Annotated in this window: 19 protein-coding genes and 1 pseudogene; 8 read left to right on the top strand and 12 right to left on the bottom strand. The window is 49.5% G+C overall.

What is annotated here, in order from left to right:
• Positions 1-280: 280 nt before the first annotated feature.
• Complete coding sequence (locus ACUUL3_RS04905; RefSeq protein WP_448555132.1) at positions 281-1,582, top strand: PcfJ domain-containing protein; 1,302 nt, start codon at positions 281-283, stop codon at positions 1,580-1,582.
• A gap of 19 nt (positions 1,583-1,601) precedes the next feature.
• Positions 1,602-2,504, top strand: a complete 903-nt coding sequence (locus ACUUL3_RS04900) for a hypothetical protein (RefSeq protein WP_448555130.1) — start codon at positions 1,602-1,604, stop codon at positions 2,502-2,504.
• On the opposite strand, the gene ACUUL3_RS04895 is transcribed toward ACUUL3_RS04900, so the two are convergent.
• The 8 genes and pseudogenes from ACUUL3_RS04895 to ACUUL3_RS04860 form a co-directional block, all read right to left on the bottom strand.
• Positions 2,476-2,997 carry a DUF6915 family protein gene (locus ACUUL3_RS04895; RefSeq protein ID WP_448555129.1) on the bottom strand — a complete coding sequence of 174 codons (522 nt, stop codon included), beginning with the start codon at positions 2,995-2,997 and terminating at the stop codon, positions 2,476-2,478. The two genes, ACUUL3_RS04900 and ACUUL3_RS04895, sit on opposite strands and share 29 nt — an antisense overlap.
• 4 nt (positions 2,998-3,001) lie before the next feature.
• On the bottom strand, positions 3,002-3,319 hold the full coding sequence (locus tag ACUUL3_RS04890) for a hypothetical protein (protein WP_448555127.1): 318 nt from the start codon (positions 3,317-3,319) through the stop codon (positions 3,002-3,004).
• Between the two features lie 5 nt (positions 3,320-3,324).
• Positions 3,325-3,941: pseudogene (locus tag ACUUL3_RS04885) on the bottom strand (histidine phosphatase family protein).
• 43 nt (positions 3,942-3,984) lie between these two features.
• On the bottom strand, positions 3,985-4,494 hold the full coding sequence (locus tag ACUUL3_RS04880; RefSeq protein WP_448555125.1) for a metallophosphoesterase: 510 nt from the start codon (positions 4,492-4,494) through the stop codon (positions 3,985-3,987).
• 2 nt (positions 4,495-4,496) lie between these two features.
• Positions 4,497-5,243, bottom strand: coding sequence for a metallophosphoesterase (locus ACUUL3_RS04875; RefSeq protein WP_448555123.1), 747 nt, complete (start codon positions 5,241-5,243; stop codon positions 4,497-4,499).
• Positions 5,240-6,289 (bottom strand): metallophosphoesterase family protein, encoded by a 1,050-nt coding sequence (locus tag ACUUL3_RS04870; RefSeq protein ID WP_448555121.1) that lies wholly within the window; start codon positions 6,287-6,289, stop codon positions 5,240-5,242. Before ACUUL3_RS04870 ends, ACUUL3_RS04875 begins: the two co-directional genes overlap by 4 nt.
• Before the next feature lie 259 nt (positions 6,290-6,548).
• Positions 6,549-7,109 carry a hypothetical protein gene (locus tag ACUUL3_RS04865; protein ID WP_448555119.1) on the bottom strand — a complete coding sequence of 187 codons (561 nt, stop codon included), beginning with the start codon at positions 7,107-7,109 and terminating at the stop codon, positions 6,549-6,551.
• A 301-nt stretch (positions 7,110-7,410) separates the two neighbouring features.
• The gene (locus tag ACUUL3_RS04860) at positions 7,411-9,063 is read right to left on the bottom strand and encodes an ATP-binding protein (RefSeq protein WP_448555117.1); all 1,653 of its coding nucleotides are present in this window, start codon (positions 9,061-9,063) and stop codon (positions 7,411-7,413) included.
• Positions 9,064-9,579: 516 nt separating this feature from the next.
• Here ACUUL3_RS04860 and ACUUL3_RS04855 point away from each other — a divergent pair.
• Positions 9,580-10,707, top strand: a complete 1,128-nt coding sequence (locus tag ACUUL3_RS04855) for a hypothetical protein (RefSeq protein ID WP_448555115.1) — start codon at positions 9,580-9,582, stop codon at positions 10,705-10,707.
• Positions 10,708-11,025: 318 nt separating this feature from the next.
• Here ACUUL3_RS04855 and ACUUL3_RS04850 read toward each other — a convergent pair whose 3' ends face one another.
• On the bottom strand, positions 11,026-11,493 hold the full coding sequence (locus ACUUL3_RS04850) for a hypothetical protein (protein WP_448555113.1): 468 nt from the start codon (positions 11,491-11,493) through the stop codon (positions 11,026-11,028).
• Positions 11,494-11,584: 91 nt separating this feature from the next.
• Positions 11,585-12,682, bottom strand: coding sequence for a helix-turn-helix transcriptional regulator (locus tag ACUUL3_RS04845; protein WP_448555111.1), 1,098 nt, complete (start codon positions 12,680-12,682; stop codon positions 11,585-11,587).
• A gap of 194 nt (positions 12,683-12,876) precedes the next feature.
• On the opposite strand from ACUUL3_RS04845, the gene ACUUL3_RS04840 reads away from it, so the two are divergent.
• From ACUUL3_RS04840 to ACUUL3_RS04830, 3 genes are all read left to right on the top strand, one after another.
• Entirely contained in the window at positions 12,877-13,155 is a 279-nt protein-coding gene (locus ACUUL3_RS04840) for a hypothetical protein (protein WP_448555109.1), read from the top strand.
• A 180-nt stretch (positions 13,156-13,335) separates the two neighbouring features.
• Entirely contained in the window at positions 13,336-13,764 is a 429-nt protein-coding gene (locus tag ACUUL3_RS04835) for a hypothetical protein (protein ID WP_448555107.1), read from the top strand.
• A gap of 308 nt (positions 13,765-14,072) precedes the next feature.
• Positions 14,073-15,287 carry an IS256 family transposase gene (locus tag ACUUL3_RS04830; RefSeq protein WP_448550836.1) on the top strand — a complete coding sequence of 405 codons (1,215 nt, stop codon included), beginning with the start codon at positions 14,073-14,075 and terminating at the stop codon, positions 15,285-15,287.
• A gap of 151 nt (positions 15,288-15,438) precedes the next feature.
• Here ACUUL3_RS04830 and ACUUL3_RS04825 read toward each other — a convergent pair whose 3' ends face one another.
• Entirely contained in the window at positions 15,439-16,032 is a 594-nt protein-coding gene (locus ACUUL3_RS04825; protein WP_448555106.1) for a hypothetical protein, read from the bottom strand.
• Between the two features lie 551 nt (positions 16,033-16,583).
• Between ACUUL3_RS04825 and ACUUL3_RS04820 the strand changes: the two genes are divergently transcribed.
• On the top strand, positions 16,584-16,913 hold the full coding sequence (locus ACUUL3_RS04820) for a helix-turn-helix domain-containing protein (RefSeq protein ID WP_448555104.1): 330 nt from the start codon (positions 16,584-16,586) through the stop codon (positions 16,911-16,913).
• Positions 16,864-17,808, top strand: coding sequence for a tyrosine-type recombinase/integrase (locus ACUUL3_RS04815; RefSeq protein ID WP_448555102.1), 945 nt, complete (start codon positions 16,864-16,866; stop codon positions 17,806-17,808). Before ACUUL3_RS04820 ends, ACUUL3_RS04815 begins: the two co-directional genes overlap by 50 nt.
• Positions 17,809-17,995: 187 nt before the next feature.
• Here ACUUL3_RS04815 and ACUUL3_RS04810 read toward each other — a convergent pair whose 3' ends face one another.
• Positions 17,996-19,051 carry a restriction endonuclease gene (locus ACUUL3_RS04810; protein WP_448555100.1) on the bottom strand — a complete coding sequence of 352 codons (1,056 nt, stop codon included), beginning with the start codon at positions 19,049-19,051 and terminating at the stop codon, positions 17,996-17,998.
• Between the last annotated feature and the right edge of the window lie 36 nt (positions 19,052-19,087).

Raw genomic sequence — 19,087 nt, 5'->3', positions numbered from 1 at the left:
AAGGAAGGAGTTATTTATTTTTCGATCATTTTATTTTTTGAGAAAATACTGCCCCAATAAATCTATCCCTTTTTTGCTTATAAAACGGGGTAGCGACCACCATTGCTAAACGTCCGGAGCGCTTCAAAAGATATATCCTACGGATAATCTCCCCTGCCCCTAATCTTTTCCTCGCGACACATTCTGTCACACCAAATTGATATATTTCGCTCAATAGGTTCCCCAGTCCAACCGGCTAGGGGATCCGTTAATTGAACAACAACTCAATTGGGGGCTGAACATGAAACCCGATTTTACTCAAGGTCGGTGGGGTTACGCCTATAAAAACGGAAAACTATATCATTTCACCGACCGCCACATCCTTGTCATGCGGGGAGGAGAGCAGCCTCTGGCATGGCTTAAGCGACGATCACATGATTGGCGACCAGACAGGAAATACGCCTCTGAGACCCTTGTCGATGACGATAAACTCTTTTGGTCGACGTCTCTTGCCGAATACCTAAAGCCCAACATATATTTTGCTCCCGCATTAGAGGATTATAAAATACAAGCCATCGAGCGGAACTATGATGCGGTCGCGGCGTTTCGTTCCTCTTTCCCTGAAGAAATGTTTAAGGAAGTAAGACGCTATGGATCTCGCAGATGGAATATGCTCTGCCTCTTTTCTCGCTGTCCCAACGCACTGGACTTAAGTATAAGCAACCCTGCCCTGGCTTTTGCTCTTGCAAGTAACTGGGCCTTTCATCAGCCCAAGCCGACCAAACCAATACGTGCAGCACGAAGCTTGGTTTTTCAAAAGCAAAAGAAAATTCTGGCATGGCTTGGTTTTCCAGGGACAGAGAGAGTACGCCGCATCTTCCGGAAACTATTTCCAGAGAATCTTAGTGTTGAGCTTCTTCTCCTGCTGCGGGCCGCCCTGAAAATCGAAGATAACAGGAAATTGTTGGCTCATCTTCCCGCCATAACACCAAGCACTATCAGCTTGATGGCGATCAAAAAAATTCGTCCATACCTTGGAGACAAATTCTTCCACAGCCTGCTTGATAAAAAGCAAAATATTCCTGGCAACAACAGGAAACAACTTCCCTTTCTGCTGCTCGATACCTTTAGAATGCTAGAAGCAATCCCGGATTACCGATTCCCTGGACCATTCACATCTATTGCGGAAGTAGTAAGAACCCACGACAGGTTGATGAATTTGCAATTAAAACAAGCGCCGCAGAGTCTAAGCCAACTCAAATTCCCTCCAGCCCCCTTTGCTGGCACCAAAAATATAGAACCTATTACTACCGCAGCAGATCTGCATGCTGAAGGCTTACAGCAGCGCCATTGCTGTTTTTCCTTCGCAAAGAAAGTAGCGCAGGGTGATCTTTATTTTTACAAGATCATGCAGCCATTACGTGCCACCCTACTTATCAAGCGCAAAGAGAATCGCTGGATTTTTCAAGAGATTCGTAAAGCAGACAACAAACTGGTACCTGATGAAGATCGCAAAGCCATCGTGAAAAGCCTGTTTCTCTCGGGAAATTGCAGAGATTCGCTATTTACCCACAACCAGAAACTGTTATCGGTGGAACCTTGAGTCTTGCAGGGGTACAAAAATGACCAACCACGTAACGACAAATTTTTTCCAGTGCATGAAACACCATTACTGTGAAGAGCGATATGTGCACAAATATTATCTCCCTTTGGAACTCAGGAAGGAAATCCGGCCGGCTGACATCAAAGCTATTATCAGTTTTGTTTCGCAGGCAGACTTGGTTATCCCTTTGACCGGCTTTATCGCAGAGGAGATGCCTGACATCACAATCTACTATAACGATATTAAAATGGAAAAAGTGGCAACTGGTCCCAAAGTCAGCCAGGTACTGCATGCCTTCTGGAACTACCGGAAGGATTGCAGGGCAAAACTTTCGCCTCAAGAAGTTCAGGAGGCGCTAAACCTTAATGAGTTTCTATTTGCCTGGGAAAAAACTGTTCAGCATGAATGCCTCATTCTAACCGAGAAAATGGAACCGCTATGTCGGACCAATGACCAATTACTGACGGATTATGAAATAGACTTAAAGATCGAATTTTATCTTCGGGACGACGATCCATTGTCCAAAGAAAATAACCAGGAAACCAATGCAGACGATATAGATCATGACATAACACTTATCTGTGCCACAACACGCTTCCCTGGCAAGATATCTCCAAGGAAGGCGAGCAACCAGGATTACGCAGGGATTGGGGACAACAGAGACTATAATGACTTACGGCATTTGGGCAACTGTGAACTATTCCAGGTTCGTCACTGTGGCATCTTTCACGAAATGTATAGCCATCTTCATGTTCCTTTAAAGCACCTGGGACGGATAGGCCGGATCGCAGCTGAATTCCGGATTTTTCATGAAATAGAGTCCACCATTGATCTGACAGACACTTCCGAAAAACCGGGAACTATCAGATCAAGCCTGAACCACTACACTCAAATCAAAATACCACATGTTCCAGACGAATAATCAGGGCCTCGACTTCCTGGGAGCCAACATCTGTCTTCGCATGTTCAAAGGGGGAATTCCCGTCAAGTCCTGTATTCGGGGTGTTCAGCCAGTTTTTGGCCTCGGCCTCATTGCCCTCAAAGAGCTTGATAGCCAGATATAAAAGCCGTTTCTCTGTTGCGGCACGGACTTCTTCCGTAATAGCCTTGAGCATCATCAGGGCCTCCTGCTCGGTTGATTCTTCGGTGTAGCCGTTGGAGTTGACCCAGCCGTTTTCATAGTCGGCACGGGAAGGGATGCCCCAACAATCGACCAAAACGTGGATCTTGGCAGCGATCGCGGCCTCGTCGCCCCACATGCGGCGGATCTCCTCGATGCCCTCGGTGTGATGGCGGTGGCAGCGGTGAGCGGCGCCATACTCGGCAAAGAGGGCATCAAGCCATTTGTGGACTTCTTTCCACTCCTTCCCCAGTCGCTGCTTGCAGTCAAAACAGTGTTCGTGCAGGTATGCCATCGTCTCACTCCCAAGGGGCCTTGCTTGCCAAAAGTTTTTTAAGGGCAGGATTGTCAGCCAGCGGCGCATCCAGCACTGCCTGGAGTTTTTCAAATATGGTCTTTGTCCAATTCAGCCAAGCTTCGTATAATACGCAATCGTAATTTTCTTCGTAGTCCTTCGCCAGGACTGATTCGCAGACCTTCCGGATTTTCTGAATGATCTCCGGATCGGCGAAAGCAGCCTGGCGAAGTTCAGCGTAATCTGCCTCAGTACCGCGGCAGATGCAGCTATCGATAGCAGCCAGGGTCCAAGCCGAGGTAACCAGGTGACGGTGTTTCATCGTTTTTACAACTCCGCTACCAAAGAGTATCTGCCGTCTTGCTGTTGCTCCATAACAGCGATCTCGCAGTTGACTGGGTTTTTCAATGCCTCGAACTCCTCCACCGACCAGTGAAACCAGCGCATGAAGAAAATCCGCATAGACAGGCCGTGGGTGATGACCAGTGTGTTCTCTGCATAATCGTCCTTGGCGAAGTCCCGATGGAGCGTTTCGAGAAAACTGCTTACCCGGTCGTACACATCGCGCCGGACTCGCCGTCGGGAATCCGATAGTAAAAGGTTCCATAGGCCAAACGCTCCTTCTGGATTGCCGCGTTTGCCGCGACCTCGCGCAGATGCCCCCAATCTTGCTCTCTGATCCGAGGATCTTCAAAGGCTTTGACGACGTTGAGCGCCGGGCGGATCTCGGCAAAGGTCTGTCTGGTTCTATGCCAGGGCGAGACATAGGCATGCACAGTCTCGCGGCCAACGATCTCACGGATCTTCTCGCCCGCTGCCCTGGCTTGCAGGACGCCATTCTCTGTCAGGCTGTGGAAGTTATCCGGAACCACTTCAAGCCTGCGCTTGTCAACATTGCCTTCGAATTCGCCGTGCCGTACGAGAATGATGCGTTTAGGCTTCATAGCGTTCCTTTACTTTTCCAATCAATATAATGCCACGACATGGTCACCTCTCGACAATCTTCCGCAAATTGATCGGCTGATAGTCGTTTTCCTCAAGGCTGACAAGCCGGTGGTGCTCTGAAATTCTGTCCGCAAGTTCTGGCTCGCGGCGAAGTCGATGATCTGTATTGTGCAGATGGCCGTGGATATTGAGATCCCACTCGCTGTTTTCCGGCAGTGGGTAGTGAGAAAACGCCAGATCCCGTCCATACAGCCGTATGATAAGCTGGGTTGCTACGCAGTCCCAGCCGTGCTCCAGATACCATGATGTAGTCTTCTTATCGTGATTTCCACGCAGCATCCACTTTTTTGCCGCGACGCATCGAGCCATGAACTGCTCATGCCAGTACTGGGCGCGGCGAATGCAAAAATCGCCGAGGTGGATCAGCACGTCATCGGGCTTGACCACACCCAAGCCGGCAAAGATTTGCTCCTCGAAGCCTTCCGGCCGGTCACAGTATTCGTGCATCCGGCGGTGGCCGAGATGTGTGTCAGTCAGAACCCAGTAGATCATGCTCAAACCTCCACCACCAGCGCCGGTGCGTAGCCGGTAGTTTCCCTGCCGTCATAACCGCGGGGATTGCACAGCACCCGGGTTTCGCCCAGCACGTAGTCGCACGGCTCATGGGTATGACCGTGGACCCACAGCACAGCTCCGGAGGTGGCAACAAATTCATCGAGATTCGAGGCAAAGGCCGCGCTGATCGGGTCGGTTCTGTATCGCTCTGGGACCGATTTGAGCGACGGCAAATGGTGGGTGATCACCACGATCTTCTTGCCAGTCGCTGCCTGCAGTTCTTTCTTCAGCCACCCCATGGCCCTGGTATGCCAGCTAACCGTTGCGGCTGGCGACAAGGGGCGATAGCTGGGAAGCATCCTGATCTTCTTAAAGTCGTTCATTCCGTCTTTGGCAGTCAGCATCGCGATTCGCTGGTCACCCAGAAGTTTAAAATCGGTCCACAGGGTAGCGCCAAGGAAGACTATACCGTCCTGTTCGTACTTGTCGCAGCCTAGCAAATGGACATTTGAGCCAGCCGCTGCTTCCTGCATCTTTTGCTGTAAACTCTGGAAGACCGAACCGTAATACTCATGATTGCCCGGCACCAAGAGAACCGGCTTGCCGGCAAAGGCCTCCTTTGCCCATTCGATCCCCTTGGTGCCGAGATCCGTATCGCCGGCCAGGATCACCAGGTCGGCATCGGCTTCGGGCGGCACAAACCTGCCGAATTCGTTGTGCAGGTCAGCTAAAATATGGAGTTTCATATTTTATCTTCTTCACCTGCCCGCCAGCGTTTATAGTCCCACGGCCAGGCGCAGCCGGCAAACGGGACATTGTGGCCGATAATCCAATTCTTGAATTCTTTCTGTTCTTCGGCGGGAAGCTGGGAGATCCGCACAAAGGGGATTCTCCCGTGGTCATAGTGAACAACCGGCCGCTGGGCCGGGTGCGGACTTCCATCGATCTGCCAGGCCTGGCCGGCCAGGACATCAACGCATGAAAGGAGGCCTTTAGGCATGTAGACGCCCGTGTCAATGCAGATGGCATGGCCGAGATCGTGGATCAAAAGATCCGGCTGCGGCGTATGCCCGCAAATCACTTTCTTTCCCGAGATATGCGGCTGCCATGTTTTGTCGAACCGCATCAAGTGCAGCGGGAAAATCGGATGATCGGCCAGGGGGAGATCTGCACAGAGGCCCCCGTGGACGAAGATATAGTTGTCCATCTCCAGGACATCGACGCAAGTGTCCCGCAGGAATTCGATATGCTCCTGGGGGATCAGCTCGGCCATGAGATGATAAAGATCTTGCTGGTAACACGGGGCTGAAATACAAATGTTAACCGCAAGATCGGCAACGCGGATCTCTTCTGGCTCCGAGCCCTGACAATACGAACGGAGAGTCGTTTGCCCCTGGTTGCCGAACCAAAGATGAGCCGGTTCCTGCTGGCCGACGATCTCCCAGACCTCGGTGGTTTCTTCGTCGCAACCATCTGATGACGGATAAAACTCGTCCGTCGAGATCCCATTGAAACACATGAGCAGCATGGCATCGTGGTTGCCGCGCAGGCTGACAATATTGATATTCGGATCTCGATGCAGGCTGATCAGGGTATCGATGACGCCCTTGGAATCCGCGCCTCTGTCAATGTAGTCTCCCAGTGTGATGACGAGGTCGTCTTTCCCCGGCTTCACTTCATCGAGCAAGTGCCGGAGATGATTCGCGCAGCCATGCATATCACCCATCGCCAGTATGCGCTGATACTCTTTCTGGGTTTTGCTGATAATTTTTGGTTTATCGAACTTTCTCACATTGGCAACCGAATTATTTGACCTATCATACCCCACCACACAATAAATATCTATTTGATCTTATAGAGTTTTTTCGCGATATTTTACTAAGCTTAGCCTAGGCCGTTCATAGGGGACGGCCTAAGCTCTTAGGCGTAGGCTAGGCTAAGATTTCCTTCTTAGCCCGGGCTAACAGTTAGATGGACCCGATCATTTGGCCACAATGCTCACCAAGATTCCGGATAGGGCAACTTCACTTATATTGCCTTAAAAACTCTGCCTATTCTTCAATGTATACCGAAGACTGAACAATGCTTATCGAAACAGACACTGTTGCCTGAACATCGCAGTAAGTCAGATTTTTATTTTTTCGCTTCCGACTCTGTGGGGTAGCAGGGCGCTTTTGTAAAAGATCTGTTCTCCGCGCCTGGGCGGTCGTTCTTTTCCTTATTTCCTGGACCACCCATTGCTCATCCTCTTGAGTAAGCAGATCATCTTCAAGCACAGCATCTTGCCCAGTCAAGGCGGACATCACCTTTGACTCGCACTGAAAACGCGTATGGAGATCAAAATATTCTCTCCAAATAATGTCATCCACCTCGGTCCAACACTGATCAACACAACCCTTGTTTCTGAAATCAATTGTTAACTCGAGAAACGGACCAACCCACCCCATAAACGATGAATACAGCTCTAAAAGATAGCTGGCATCCATAACCCCAGCGTCTTCCAGGGTACCAAGAGTCCGTTTAATGTCCATCATGAACCTCTCCCTGACCAAAAGAGCAAACTCGGCAATGTCAATTGGTTGAGATTTTGATTTTTCTTCATTCCACTGCATTATGCCTTCTCCTGTTTGCCACTGCCTGGTGGATCACTGATTGATATTCATTGTCAGTATAACGAGAAGACTCTCAAGATTTGACAGCAAACCGCCGGTATCGATTTTTTCTTGGGCCTGCATGAAAATTAACCGAGATCATTCACAGACGGACGGCCCAAGCTCCCAGGCGTAGGCCAGGTCAAGATTTCCCCTTGAGCTTGGCTGGCAGTCAAAATGCTTCGATCGTTTACCACAATGCTCACCACGATTCCGGGGAGGGCGGCAACCACCGTAGCTTGCTGCCCCCCATCCACTCTATTTAAATGAAGCCCATTTTTTGCGGGCGCGGCTCAGGGATTGGGATCTTTTTTTCCATACCCCCTGGGTTTTTCAAGCACGAACGGTAATTTTTCAGAAATGCCAACTCCCCTACCCTGTCCATGATTTTCCTGAAGGAAACAGTCATGCCAAGTTCATCGATCGCGTCATTCGCCAAGTCACGAAATGCGCCGGGGGAAAGTGAATATTGTTGCGCCAGCCGCTGTACTCCCAGTTGGGTAACCACCTCAACCATCTCCTTCCTGCTGTATGCTTCAAAAGCAATCTTTGTCAGCCTACTGGCCAAAGGATCATCATTACCCATGGCAAGCGCATCGATATTGTTGGCAGTCAGAAGGAAAAGCACCCTCTGTCGGAGGTCGTGTTCAGGGAAAAAACTGGAAACAAAATTGTCCATCAGCGGCTGATCGGGATCCAGGAGGTTCATGAGCAGATTACGCTTTTCCGGAGCCTTGTCAGCCTCATCGAGAACCACGATCAGCAGCGGCTGCCGCCCGGTCATGGCAACCTTTTTGTAAATCTGCCCGCTATCACTGTTTGACCAGTGGCTGTCGGTTCCGCAAAGACACATCGTCATCTCATCCCCGGCGAGAGAGGAAGTGGGTTTTGCCATCGAATAAATCAAAATATCGGTCGGTATGCCCGCGGCGGACAATGCCTCGGCAACCATCCTGGCCATATGGGTTTTCCCGCCTCCGGGGGGACCATAGAGAACCGGGAATGTGGCTGTACTTTCGCCAAGCAACCTTCGCGTGAAACAGATCAGCACATCCTGGGCGACAGACCCGCGGCACGGGCAGCCATTATGCAAAAAGTCCATGGCCTTTTTCATAAATGGCCTCACATGAGCGGCAGAGAGAACAGGCTTTCGGCCGGCATTGAAAAGAAGATTGTAATCCGCCTCCAACACCATCTTTGCGGCATTGGCACGGTTCTCCCCTGAGACGGAATGCACATTGCCGATAGCCGTCAGCCATCGCCGCTCAAAGGCTTCCCGGCTTGCCCCTTCAGGCAAAGATTCAATCTGCATAGCAAGCCTCTTCGAAAACTCGTCACAATTGTGGTACAAGGTAAGATACTTCACTGCCCTGCTACTCACCCGCTTCAAAATCTCATCAATCTGACTGGGGGAGTCCTCCTGTCTCTCCATGTCCTGCCCTGCCGGAAGAGAATTCTGCGTTAACAGGTGTTTGCTCCCTGCCTGGGCAACAGCCTTTTCCCACACGTCCTGCCCCACAGGTTCCTCAACATCATTTTCGTTCACAATCTCGTCCTCTTCATCGGGGCTCATATCGTCGTCAAGGGCTTCCTGAACTTCAGCAAGGTGAGACAACGCCCTGGCCTCGCGCTCAAAGTGCCCTATGACCTCCTCATATGCCCGCAGAACATCCTCTGCAGCCTCGCGCATGGAGTTATCCCCATTCTCGGCGGAGAGAATCCCGTTGGCCAAATTGCGCAGCGGCCTGAGCCGCGCCTCAAACGATGCGCGAAGCGCGGCAAGATGGTCGGTATCCTCCACGCCCTCGTCAAGGGCAGATTTGGTCAGCTCAACTTCCTTCACGAGCTTTTCTCCAAACAAAATGGCATCGTTAAGGTTAACTTGTTGGGCTTTTGAAGTTTTTTTCATCACCATCGCGTCTTCTCCTTTGGTCTCTGCCTGTTGGTCCATTGGTTGATTTCTATATCTAAGTAATGAGAAGACACTCAAAAGTTGATAGCGATTATCCAATGTCGATTTTTTCCCATAGCAGCAGGATATTCTCAGGATTTGCCCTGCCCTTTTATGGCATGGGGCATTCGATTTTGGATGATTGAAGACAAGTTACAAGCAGATAATTAAAGAATTCTGTTGCAATTGCATTGGATTGGAGGAAGGAAAAAGGATGAGGAGGCCGCACGAAATGAGGCTCAGACAAAGGATGCGGAAGCGCACATCAAGTCATTTTTTCCTCTTTACCGGGATGAGAAGTGCAATGTATAAATAGCCAGCACAGAGGCACTGCTGTTAACTCTAAGGCACGACTACCGAGCCGTGGGAGTCTTACTGCAACAACAGGGCGAATCACGTGCCGCCACCTTTCGAGATACGCTGTACCAGAGATTCGATAGGACAAAGAACGACCTTACGATACCGACACGGAGAATACCAATGGCACCGAAGGATGATTTGGTCAAGGCGGCACTGGCTTATGACTTTAAAGAAAATACCGGTTTTGACGAAGAGGCCTGCAATAACAAACTATGTGAAAATTTGCGGAACTTAAAAGCCGGATCACCCATAACGTGCCTGTTGGACGGATTATTCGGGGAAGATGCCTCATGCAAATATAAAAACTATTCGAAGAACCCTCAATTTTGCTGCAATGGCAAGCATCTAAAACAAAAGACAGGCGGAGACCAGTGGGCTAGGGAATATCAACTTCCCAACGGAAAACGTGTAGACTCAGCATATTTCCAACCCCAAAACGGAAAGCCCCTCGCCGAACTGTTGGCTGAGGTGAAAGTCTGGAAAGCACGGTGGAAGTTTCCTGACATTTTCTATTCGGACTATGATTGCACACGCCTTTACCCTTTTCTTTTCTTAAATGGCTTTTATGACTCCTCTGATGGTTTTAACTCATCAACTCAAGAAATTCATAAAATCGAAAACGCGGAACAGAGGTGGGATCCAATTTCTTCAAGTCGCACCCCGGCATACCCTTGTACAGAGGGAGTGCTTAAACTTATCAAAGGAAAATTATGTTGCTTCCGACCAAACGGCTCCACAATTGTTGCCACCGATGCCGACGAGGGGCAACTCTTCAAAGATTTTGTGAAGATGCTCAACTACAAGAACAACCCCTTTTCCATGCTCCAAGCACTCTATATTGTCACAAAGCACAACTCACCCGACCCTTGGGGCCATGTGCATAAACCGTCTTATATTCTTGAAAAGCTCAACTACCTCTTTGGATTATTTTATGAAATTTCCGCCTTCACTGGAAGGTTTCAAGTTTACAATTACGCTGACCTCACCCTCTTAATTTCTTTCAAACCCTTCATGCCGCTCGAAGGAACTGTCCATTTCGGCAGTATGCTTTCAGTTCATGACCACAACGTCACTCCCTTGGTTATAGAATGGCATAATCACCGCTCTGAATTGGGGACTGCCGCCGCATCTACTCCTTCGACCGTCCTAAACCCTTGCAAGGGAATACTAGAAAACCCGGCAACTTGCACCTGCAAAGAGCAAAAAGCTACCCCCCAACAGAACCAACAACGCCCCAAGCGAGTGTGAGAGGTAACCAACCTCAAGACTTTCTCTGTTAAATGATTTGGAACAGGGAAAAACCATAACCCGCACCGTCCAAAAGCTAGCTCAAGGCGAAGGCCAGGAGAGCAACTCGCGCACCGCGCAATTCCCTGGTTGACCGTGAAACCACACACTTGGCAAAGGGCTTTGCCAGGAAAGAGAAGCTGGCCTCGTAGCCGGTAGCCGTCCCGTCCCAATCCAGACCTATGGTGAAGTTATTCATTGAATGTTGCCAAGAGAGATGAACAATCCCTTGAACACTACCCAACGGCCGTCGTTCTCTGCTTGATTGCAAAATCGATCTTACAAACGGACAGGCCTTGGCCTTTTCTGTGTTTTTTCGAAAACTTCCATGACAGTCTCATTAGACACCCCAGCAAGATCCATCACGGCCAACCGCACCGCTCCGTTGTTGTACATCGCCCGGATACTCCCTATCGACAATCCTCGCTCCTTGTATTTCTGCATAAAGACGAGAAAATCCCTCACTTTTTCAAGGGGGACTGAACCTTTTGTGAACGCATACCGACGCGACCAATCCCCACCGTTCTCAGCAAGGAGCATCACCGTTTCCAGTATTTCATCTTCTTTTGCGGGCCACTCCCCCGGGTCCAGTTCGTCCAACCTTTGCCACGCCGCGCATTGAATCGGAGTTGGCCCAAACGGCCCTGCAGTCTGATTCACGTCACAACCATTTTCAAGCAACTCCTTGACGCCCGCCGCATTGCCATCGCGCGCAGCCTTATGCAATTCCCCGCACTCTAAATCCATACACTTCTCCTTCCGGCCAACCCTCTCAAGAACGTTGACCCTATAGACGCTGAAGAAAATTACTGCCCTTTTCTCACCTAGCCAGAATCGCTTATTTTTTCCTCTCCGGCATTGCAGTCAGCTTGCTGATCTGCGGCTGGAGGATCTTCTCAACCAAGGTCTTGCGCAGCCCGTCATGGCTTATGTACTCGATCTCCGGCAGGAAGCGGCGCAGCCACTCCACCAGGTAGATATGATTTACCACAAACACCACCTCAACCCCTCCACGCGGCAATACCTTCCTGCTTTTGATGCGGTAACGCCTTCCCGAGAGATTTTCCACCTGATGCCGGATCTTTTCAGTGAAGCGGACCACTATCTCTTCATCATCTCCCACGTCGATATCCATATACGGCCCAAAGGCGCGAGCCAAATCCTCAGCCGGGGTCGGCAGCTCATCGCGATCTAAATATCTGACACCATCCACTACCTTGCATGAGCTGATCGAATGCAGGGCAAAGGTGCGCAAGGCCTTCTTTTTGCGACAATAAGCACGCAGCCGCCACTCGCCCTCCAGCATCTCAAGATAGTAGGGATCGATGATGCGTGACGATTTTTTGCCGGTCTCCTTTGAGAGGTAAGAGATATCCAAGGGGACGTTCTCCAGTATGGCGGCATAGATGGTGAACAACAGAGCCAACTGGGTGTATTCCCCCGTTGTGCTGTTGGCGGAAAAAACCACTTCACTGCTATATCTCTCAAGCTCGTATGGATTCGTCTCATTCGCAAGGAGCTTGTTCAGAAGACAATGGAGATGATCTCCAACTTTTTTTCTCTCAGGCGTCTGCACCTCATCCGAGCCGTCAAACAGGTGGCAGATCAGGGCAAGGGCCCGCTTTTCTTCTCGGGAGATATCCACCTTCACCCGCCCGTAGGAATCGAGCTCGGCGGGTGTATTGCGCCTCACCTTCAATCTGTATGTGCCGGCCTCTTCGCAGTCGTTACGCGAGACCAGTTCGATGTCGTTAGACAGATCCCTAAGCTCCTGACGCAACTCATCAAGATAACGGTAAAAGGTAGGCTGGCTGATTCCAAAATCCCTGCATATCTGCTTTTGAGTAATAAGCCCGTCTCCCTGCTGGAGCGCAGCCAAAATGCCTTTCTTGACCCTTACTTTCTCTTCCCAGTTCTTACCCTTTTTCAGAGCCATGGCAGCAATACCTCCTCAAGTTTAAACCCGGCCGCACCCCGGCAGACACTCCACTGCAAAAACGAACTATTTCCCCTTGATAGCTGAATGCTTCGGCGAATTTTCCTGCCAAATATCTTCCGCAAACAACACTATCAGCTTTTGATAGCCTTATGCTCAATATACAAAAAATCAACAAAAAAGGAGACCAAAACATGAACCACGCCAACATACGCTACACCATCGTTTTCAGAAAAAAACAGTGCACTGATCAAATTCTGCACCTGCTGGTCCGCGACATGGTCGAGGCAGAAGCAATCAGCCAGGCCTACGCAGAGTTCTTCCGCCGGTATGAAGCCCTCGAAAAAAATGCCCCGTGGTCGAAAGCCCTTCTGGTCTTCAACCACCCTGTCCTCAGAGCCAAGGTTATGCGCGGCGAAACTCTGCGCCCGCGAGATCTCGAATGCCTGAGCGAAGATGCCGACGGTGCTTGAGGGGCGCAAGCCCCTTTGGGCATACAAGCCTACCATCGCATGCTATCAGTTTCTGATAGCCACACGGGTATATTGTGCCTGGAATTCACAAGACGACAATCAAACAAAAGTGGAGGGATCAATCAGATACCATTTCCAAAAACAGATTTTTACACAAAAACAATAATATGGAGAAATTACATGAGAAAACTTTTGGCAACCTTGCTCGTCACTATTACGTTCATCACCGCCTGCTCCCCAAGCAGCCCCAGCAAATCTGAGATCGAAAAACTGGTCACCCACGAACTGACCAAGGATGGAGCAGGAACAATCAGGGAAGTGATCAACTTCAACGTCAAAAGCGGAGAACTGAGCGGCAATCATTATACTACTATCGTTGCCTATGATTTCCGGTTCAAAATTTCATTGCAGGACCTGAGGAAGCAGCTATCCGCAGAGTTGCATCAAAATCAGGCATCTTTGCAGGAGCAGGCCAAAGCATCGTCCTCGCTGATGACATTGATGTTCACATACGGAGATTTCAAGAAGGGCGATCTTTCGCACCAGGAAGAAGAGGTGATTTTTACCAAGACGGAAAAAGGTTGGCAGCTCGTCTCTGTTGGGGAATAAAAACAGCCAAATGTGGAGCCGCGGCAGTCTCCTGCCGCGGTTGACTAAGATAATAAATTAACTTCTCCTACAGGCTTAACGATAAAAAAAGCTGCGAGCGCGATGCTGACCGTTGCCGCGCTTTAACCGAGTCAACTATGGTGAATTGTTATGCGGTTTGGTAATTATCCATCTAATTTGGTAGATTTAGTTAACTGCTGGAGAGAATGGTTAAGAACAGATAAAAAATTAAGATGAGGGTGTAAAAAGGATTGTGTAAATGGCCATTCCGGGGGTAGAAAAGTTCGCCCCCAACCAAGGAGAGAGATATGGCCATTTCCAAAGAATTGCTTGACCAATTAATTGCGGATTACAAAAAGCCGGAAGACCTGATCGGCGAGAACGGCATACTGAAACAACTGACCAAGGCCCTGCTGGAGCGGGCCATGCAGGCCGAGATAACCGATCACCTCGGCTATCCCCGGAACGCTCCGGCTGGGAAAAACAGCGGCAACTCCAGAAACGGCAGCTACAAGAAAAAGCTCAAGGGAGATTTTGGCGAGATTGACGTCGCGGTTCCCCGTGACCGGAACGGCTCCTTCGAGCCGATCATCGTTCCCAAGGGAGAGACCCGCTTCAAGGGGTTTGATGACAAGATCATCTCCATGTATGCCCGTGGGATGACCACCCGTGATATCCAGAGCCATCTGGAGGAGATTTACGGCGTTGAGATTTCACCGACCCTGATCTCCCAAGTGACCGACGCCGTCACGGAAGAGGTCCGGCTCTGGCAGAACCGGCCATTGGAAGATGTTTACCCCATCGTCTATCTGGATGCGGTGCGGATCAGGGTCAAGCACAACGGCCAGATCATCAAGAAGGCCGTCTACCTGGCGATTGCCGTGACGATGACTGGGGTGAAGGAGGTTCTCGGCATGTGGGCCGCCGAGACCGAGGGCGCCAAGTTCTGGTTGGCCATCCTGACCGAGCTGAAAAATCGGGGCGTGAAGGATATCCTGATCGCCTGTGTCGATGGGCTCAAGGGTTTTCCGGAGGCCATCGAAGCGGCGTACCCCGCCGCCCAGGTCCAGTTATGCATCGTGCACCTGGTGCGGCACAGCCTGAATTTCGTTTCCTGGAAACAGCGCAAGGAAATGGCGGACGACCTGAAGGAGATTTACAGCGCCCCGACCGTAGAACAGGCCGAGGCAAACCTGATCAGCTTCGGGGAAAAATGGGATGCTACCCATCCTCGGATAAGTCAGTCCTGGCAGAACAACTGGCAGCGAATCATCCCGTATTTTGCCTATCCTCCGGAGATCCGCAGGGTGATCTATACGACCAACACCATCGAATCGTTGAACATGTCCCTGCGCAAGGTCACTAAGAACCGGGGCTCTTTTCCGAATGACGAGTCGATGTTCAAGCTGCTCTATCTGGCGCTGACGAATATTTCGAAACGATGGACGATGCCGATCAAAAACTGGAAATCGGCGCTGAATCAATTCAGCATCATGTTTGAAGACAGGCTGCCGGAATTTTGATCACAAAAAACATTTACACAAAATTCTTTACACGCCCATTAAGATTCGGACAATATATGTATAATAATTATGTACACGACCACGAGCCTTGGCCTGAATTGTTTTATTGTGAAAATCCACAACGAGCATATGACATTTGTAGTCATGAGATTTATCCCTTTTCTTCGATGAAAGCTCTCATTTGTTCCGATGTTTGAGCTTTCCACTCTGAGAATTGCAGCAAACTTTGGAACTCTTTCGATGCATCGAGAACGTGTTTTTCAGCCTTCGCATTCACCTGATGGGGGTTCTCCCGTCCCTCTATAGCAACTCGGATGCCTCTGTGGAAAACAATTCCGATTCCTCTTTTCCACATTTCATCAGCATTACGGATTTGGTTTTCAGATGCGCCTATTCCTTTCAGACTTGCAATTACTTGATCGTGAAGCTCTAAACGCTTTTCAAGCGTCATTCCATCCATAAAGTTTCCAGCCATTAGATCTGTGAGTATTGCTTTGGCAGATGTTGCGGCCACCTCTCTTAGCTGTTCTACCGTTGCGTTCGCTTCTGCTACTGCCTTCTTCATTTCCGCTTCGAAACCAGCACCTTTAAATCGTTCGATTTTGTCTATATTTAGGAAGGATAAGCAGATTGCGCCAGCAGCAACAATGATGCCCATCTCAGTTGGCATGCCCTTTAGGCCAAATAGAACAGCCAAGCCTAAAGTGATTATGCTCCCAATAATTGTTGTGAATATTTCGTTCATGTTTTCTCACGCCCAACAAGAAATAATACAGTTTCTTTATAACTTCACAAACTCGCCAGACTGCCTGCGCTCCATAACCGGCCTCCCAACGTGCCTATCAACGTAGATTCGCCATAGTCATTTGTATTCCAGTGGAAAAATTCAGACAAGTTTTTTCCTAACAAAGCTTAATATTTCCTATTATCAAGTTTTTACTTGAGTTAACTATATTTCTCGGAAAAGCTAAAATGCTCAAATTCCCCCTGCTTGCGAACTCAATTCTTGGTAGCGTTACCCTGAAATCGGCATGATCAATATTCTGCTTTTGCACTGCGAATTGTCTGTAAAAAACTTTGAAATGAACGTAGCGCTCCTCTCGCGCTTCGGCAAAACAATTACGTGCAGTATCCCGGGTTAAAAAAATCTTTCTTTTTGAAATCAGCCAGTTAAGAAAGAAATTTCTGTATCATATATCGAGTACAGAAATAACTCACTAATTTTATTGGATAAAATTCGAAATAGAGCTTACAGTTGTCATCGGAGATGGGTACTAACAATTAATGAGGTACTCCATGGAACAACTGAGAAGGCACCTCGGGGCGGCTTTGTCTGTAAAAGAGGTTGCGGAAATTTTGGCGATTGACATCAAAACCGTGCGGAAGTATTACCAACGATTGGGAGGCATTCGTCTGGGCCGCACCTACCGCTTTTTCGAAAAGGAGGTGCAACATGCCATACAAACGTGGCACGAAATGGCTCGGACAAGTATTAGCGAAGGACGGGAAGTGCAAAAGAAGAACCTTCCCGACCAAAAAGGAAGCGATCGCGTGGGAAGTGGAAGAACGGAAAAGGGTGCAGCTAGCCCCGCCCCCGAACGAGACCCATACGGTCTGCTTGCTTGATTGGGCGACCCGCTATCTCGCCTATGCCGAATCAAAGTTCGTTGCCAAGACCTGGGACGAGAAAAAAAGCGCCCTGAAAGGCTTTCTCAAGCATCAGGGCCCCTCGCTCAGCGTCGAGGCGCTTACCCCCGGCAAGGTGCTTGATTACTTGCAGGTACAGGCACAGGCAAGATCAGGTTACGCCGCCAACAAGGAGCGGAAGAACCTTGTCGCGGCATGGAACTGGGGAATGAAGTATATGGGACTTCCCGCCCCCAATCCCTGCCTGGTTGACCGGTTCCCGGAACAGCGTCACGACCGCTACGTCCCTCCGGAGGAAGACTTCTGGAAGGTTTACAAGGCGGCAGACAACGAACGGGACAGGATCATGCTTCTGGCCTATCTTCACCTTGCGGCCCGACGGTCGGAACTGTTCGGATTACGATGGCAGGATGTGGATTTTGAGGAGGCCAAGGTACGACTCTACACCAGGAAGCGACGGGACGGCTCGCTGGAATATGACTGGTTGCCAATGACGGATGAACTCCACGAGGCGTTGCAACGATTGCATGAGCAACGGATCGGCGAGTGGGTTTTTCCAGAACCTGAAACAGGAAAGCCCTATCTGTACCGCCAGCACTTCATGAGGCGACTGTGCAAGCGGGCCGGGGTTGCCCCTTTCGGTTTCCACGCAATCAGGCACCTGACGGCGAGCATACTGGCAAAATCGAATGTACCCATGGTGGACATCAAGGAGATTCTGCGTCACCGCAATCTTGCAACCACCGAACGGTACATCAAGAGGCTATCCTCTTTGCGGCCAGCGCTCCAGGTACTTTGCCATGGAGGCAAGTACCACCAGGAACCACCAAACCCAACCACCAAAGCAAAAAAGGGCCTAAGCATCGCTGCCTAAACCCTTGATTTTACTTGGTGACCCCTACGGGACTCGAACCCGTGTTACCGGCGTGAGAGGCCGTTCCAGACGTAACACTTCCTTTCTTTTTCAGGCACTTACAGGAATTACTCTCCGTCATAATCCACCTTTGGGAACCATAAAAGCCCACATTGCGGCCCACATTGCAAGTTGGAGGGGAACACGTTTATCTTTTACTGATTTGAATTATATTCCGGCAGTTTGGGAAATTGACACATCCCCAAAATTCATCCCCGTTTTTTGGGTTGGATCTTCTGGCCATTTTGATTCCGCATCTTACGCAAAGCGGCGTTTTGTAGTCCGTATTTGCAATTTCTTTCAGGATGCTTTTTTGCTTCTCTTCCGGGAGTCCTTTTATCGTTCTCAGCAGATCTTCACCGGTTAGCATTTCAATGCCTTCTTCCTCTCCGAATCTTCGTGCAGGTTTTGAAAATTTCCCCGAGGTGAAGAAAAAGCCTTTATCTGCTTGGTTTGCGTTCATGGTCCACCTGAACGCTTTTACGACATCAATTTTAATATCCTGCTTTTGTGCTTTGCATTGGGCTATCCCGTAAAGCTTTTCTTGGTCGTCCTGCTCGTAGATGTGAATATCAATGCCACCGTCTGGGCCAACGTCCCCGACTTTCGCCACAAACCCCTTTTCTTCTATAATTTTTGCGCAAAGCTTTTCAAATTCCCTCCATTCAATTTCTTGAATAAATTTTAGTGACCAGGATGGTGGATCATCCGTTATTTTTGGCTCATGGGTTATGAGCTTTGACACTTCTGCTATTTTTTCAACTATTGCCTGTGACCATTCTTTATTAGGTTGCGGGCCTTCCTGTCTTTCGCTGCCATAATAGTAATTGTGTTGATGGTAGTAATTGTTGTTAATTGTTGCCTCTCTTGCATCTGGTCCGTTGTATTTTTTTAAACTTCTTCCTTTCCGTTTCTTTTCATCCATCCATTTATCCAGGATCAATTTTAGAATGGCCAATAATACGATGAAACCCAATGCAGGGCTTAATGCCGAGAATATATTTTTCGGCTTCATCATTCCATCTGGCTTCACGGGCTGCACTTGTGCTTTTACGGTCTTGCCCTCTTTGGCTGCGCCTGTCGGCAAATCCTGACTTGATTTATCTGCCTTGCCTGGGAGGACCTTATAGTTGCTGTAATGGGTCTTGCCATTCTCATCGACCCATGAATAGATTACATCTTTTGTGTTCTGCTGCTGGGCCATTCCCCGCACTTCTCCTATTTGCCGTCAGGCATTTTT

The organism is Thiovibrio sp. JS02 (assembly GCF_053485635.1).
This window is presented reverse-complemented; position numbering and strand designations above follow the sequence as displayed.

Coding starts and splice junctions, on each gene's coding strand:
- ACUUL3_RS04855 (WP_448555115.1), top strand. CDS start 9,580: ATGGCACCGAAGGATGATTTGGTCAAGGCGGCACTGGCTTATGACTTT.
- ACUUL3_RS04895 (WP_448555129.1), bottom strand. CDS start 2,997: ATGGCATACCTGCACGAACACTGTTTTGACTGCAAGCAGCGACTGGGG.
- ACUUL3_RS04845 (WP_448555111.1), bottom strand. CDS start 12,682: ATGGCTCTGAAAAAGGGTAAGAACTGGGAAGAGAAAGTAAGGGTCAAG.
- ACUUL3_RS04825 (WP_448555106.1), bottom strand. CDS start 16,032: ATGAACGAAATATTCACAACAATTATTGGGAGCATAATCACTTTAGGC.
- ACUUL3_RS04820 (WP_448555104.1), top strand. CDS start 16,584: ATGGAACAACTGAGAAGGCACCTCGGGGCGGCTTTGTCTGTAAAAGAG.
- ACUUL3_RS04900 (WP_448555130.1), top strand. CDS start 1,602: ATGACCAACCACGTAACGACAAATTTTTTCCAGTGCATGAAACACCAT.
- ACUUL3_RS04890 (WP_448555127.1), bottom strand. CDS start 3,319: ATGAAACACCGTCACCTGGTTACCTCGGCTTGGACCCTGGCTGCTATC.
- ACUUL3_RS04835 (WP_448555107.1), top strand. CDS start 13,336: ATGAGAAAACTTTTGGCAACCTTGCTCGTCACTATTACGTTCATCACC.
- ACUUL3_RS04810 (WP_448555100.1), bottom strand. CDS start 19,051: ATGGCCCAGCAGCAGAACACAAAAGATGTAATCTATTCATGGGTCGAT.
- ACUUL3_RS04830 (WP_448550836.1), top strand. CDS start 14,073: ATGGCCATTTCCAAAGAATTGCTTGACCAATTAATTGCGGATTACAAA.
- ACUUL3_RS04865 (WP_448555119.1), bottom strand. CDS start 7,109: ATGCAGTGGAATGAAGAAAAATCAAAATCTCAACCAATTGACATTGCC.
- ACUUL3_RS04905 (WP_448555132.1), top strand. CDS start 281: ATGAAACCCGATTTTACTCAAGGTCGGTGGGGTTACGCCTATAAAAAC.
- ACUUL3_RS04840 (WP_448555109.1), top strand. CDS start 12,877: ATGAACCACGCCAACATACGCTACACCATCGTTTTCAGAAAAAAACAG.
- ACUUL3_RS04875 (WP_448555123.1), bottom strand. CDS start 5,243: ATGAAACTCCATATTTTAGCTGACCTGCACAACGAATTCGGCAGGTTT.
- ACUUL3_RS04860 (WP_448555117.1), bottom strand. CDS start 9,063: ATGGTGATGAAAAAAACTTCAAAAGCCCAACAAGTTAACCTTAACGAT.
- ACUUL3_RS04850 (WP_448555113.1), bottom strand. CDS start 11,493: ATGGATTTAGAGTGCGGGGAATTGCATAAGGCTGCGCGCGATGGCAAT.
- ACUUL3_RS04880 (WP_448555125.1), bottom strand. CDS start 4,494: ATGATCTACTGGGTTCTGACTGACACACATCTCGGCCACCGCCGGATG.